The following is a 2,468-nucleotide window of genomic DNA, read 5'->3' as shown; positions in this document are numbered from 1 at the left end:
TGTCAATCGGCAGGCAATCTTGACCCCCTATCGGCATCCAAAAATGACCCCCTTGGGGCGCTCGGGTAGCTGGCCCGATGCGGTGTAGCCCTCACACAGCGCAGCCGTATCGGGCCAGTGGGGCCTTGGTCATTCGCGGGTCTTGAGGCGCCAGCTCTCGTTGCCGGTTTCGACGATGTCGCAGTGGTGGGTAAGGCGATCGAGTAGCGCTGTCGTCATCTTGGCGTCTCCGAAGACCGATGGCCACTCACCGAAGTCGAGGTTGGTCGTCACGATGATGGACGTGCGCTCGTAGAGGCGACTGACGAGGTGGAACAGCAGCTGGCCGCCGGTCTGTGCGAAGGGGAGATAGCCGAGCTCGTCGAGGATTAGGAAGTCGAGGCGGCACAAGAGATCCGCAGTGCGCCCCTGGCGATCAGCGCGGGCTTCGGCGTCGAGTTTGTTCACGAGGTCGACGACGTTGAAGAAGCGGCCGCGCTTGCCACGGCGGATGCAGGCCCTGGCGATGCTCACGGCAAGATGGGATTTGCCGGTCCCGGTGCCGCCGATCAGCACGACGTTGCGTTGATGCTCAAGGAACTCTCCGGAGGCCAGATCGCGCACCAGCGTCTCGTTGACCGGCGTGTTCTCGAAGCTGAATTCATCGACCTCCTTGGCCAGTGGCAGCTTGGCAATCGTCATCTGGTATTTGATCGAGCGCGCCTGCTTCTCGCTGATCTCGGCGGTCAGCAGATCGCCGACGATCTGTTGCGGTTCGTGCTGGCGCTTCACCGCTGTGGCGATGATCTCATCGTAGGCGGCCTTCATGCCGTAGAGCTTCAGCTGGCTCATCGCGTCCAGCACCTGTGATCTTTCCATGGTTGGGTCTCCTTAGGCTGTCATAGCGTTTGCAGTCGGCCACGGGCTCGCAGGTCAGCCGCAACGCGTCCGGCGTATCGATGGTCAGCGGCGGCGGCGGCTCACGATGCCGGGCCAGGATATTGATGACGACCGAGGCGGCGGGGGCTCCTTCGTTAAGCGCTTCGGCACAGGCAGCCTCCACTGCATCCACCCCATCGGTTGGGATCATGCTCAGAATCTGGACCATCTGCCGGTCACCATTCGGCGCCTTGCCAAGCTTGCGCTGCACACGCCTGATCGCTGGCGGCAGTTCCCAGTCCTTGAAGGGCGCGCCATTCCTGAGCGCGCCCGGTTTGCGAGCCAGAACAGGGATGTAGTGCAGCGGGTCGTAAATCGCCTTGTCGCGGCCGAAGACTCGGTCGTGCTGCCCCACAATCTTGCCGTCCTGCCAGAACTCGACCCGCTCGGCATAAGCACGGATCTCAACTGGGCGACCGACGGCCCGACCATCCACCGAGTAGCGGTTCTTGTCGAACCGAACGAGGCAGGTTTTGGACACCGAGGCAGGCAGCGCGTGGAAGCCATTGAAGGGGCCGACATACGGCACCAGGCTGGCGCGTTCTTGCTCGAACACCTCCCAAGTTGTCCGATCCCGGAGCTCGGGGTGCGGGTTGGACTTGGCCCAGGCAACGCACCGGTCTTCAAGCCAAGCGTTGAGTTCGGCATAGCTCTTGAACTTCGGTCGCGGCACGAAGAACCGCCGCCGGATAACGCCGACCTGGTTCTCGACCTGTCCCTTCTCCCAGCCCGAGGCGGGGGTGCAGGCGACGGGATCGACCAGGTAATGCCCGCACATCTGCTGGAACCGGCGATTGTAGGCGCGGTCGCGACCGACAAAGATCGTATCCACCGCCGTCTTCATGTTGTCGTAAATCCCCCGAGCGCAGGCTCCGCCGAAGAAGGCAAAGGCCTTGTCGTGGGCGTCGAAGACCATCTCCTGTGTCTCGCGCGGGTAGGCTCGCACGAACAGCATTCGGCTGTGGCAAAGGCGGACGTGCGCCACCTTCACTGTCGTCGTCGCGCCATCGATCACCACGATCTCATGGCTCCAGTCAAACTGATAGGCCTCACCGGGATCGAAGGTCAGCGGCACATAGGCAGGGCCCGATGCCTCCTGTTCCTCCTTGGACCATGAGGCCGCGTAGCGCCGGACAGCATCGTAGCCGCCGTCATATCCGAGGGCTCTGAGTTCCTCGAAGATCCTGATCCGGGTTAGCCTCTCGCGCTTGGGCTTGCGCGCGTTCACTGCCAGCATCTCGTCGAGATTGTCTTTCCAGGGCCCAATCTTCGGCTGTGGCTGGACCGTCCGCTCATAGGTGAGCTCCGTCACACCGGATCGGATCACCTTGCGCACCGTGTTCCGCGATACCCGCAACTCCCGGCAAATCTGCTTGATCGGCTTCTTGTCCTGAAAATACGCCCGACGGATCTTCGCAATCGTCTCCACAACCAACATCCCACACTGTGCTCCCCGATAGCCTCGGGGGCATTATCCAAATCAGTATAAGGGGGTCACTTTTGGACGCCGATCACCCCGCCACGGGGTCAAAATTGCATGCTTGTTCACA

The 2,468-nt window shown here is 62.0% G+C and carries 2 protein-coding genes; both read right to left on the bottom strand.

All coding sequences use genetic code 11. The features are described 5' to 3' along the window. Positions 1-129: 129 nt before the first annotated feature. Positions 130-858: an IS21-like element ISPkr1 family helper ATPase IstB gene (gene istB / locus FOY53_RS22470; RefSeq protein ID WP_146592519.1), complete on the bottom strand. Its 729-nt coding sequence runs from the start codon at positions 856-858 to the stop codon at positions 130-132. After that, positions 788-2,356, bottom strand: coding sequence for an IS21 family transposase (istA, locus tag FOY53_RS22465; RefSeq protein WP_146592518.1), 1,569 nt, complete (start codon positions 2,354-2,356; stop codon positions 788-790). Before istA ends, istB begins: the two co-directional genes overlap by 71 nt. Positions 2,357-2,468 lie beyond the last annotated feature (112 nt).

It is taken from the genome of Puniceibacterium confluentis, from assembly GCF_007923445.1.
In the GTDB taxonomy this organism is placed as follows: Bacteria; Pseudomonadota; Alphaproteobacteria; order Rhodobacterales; family Rhodobacteraceae; genus Puniceibacterium; species Puniceibacterium confluentis.
Note: the sequence above shows the minus strand (reverse complement) of the source record. Positions and strands in the feature narration are given on the sequence as shown.

Bases quoted from the DNA above. Each gene is read 5' to 3' on its own strand.
- istA (WP_146592518.1), bottom strand. From the start codon at position 2,356: ATGTTGGTTGTGGAGACGATTGCGAAGATCCGTCGGGCGTATTTTCAG.
- istB (WP_146592519.1), bottom strand. From the start codon at position 858: ATGGAAAGATCACAGGTGCTGGACGCGATGAGCCAGCTGAAGCTCTAC.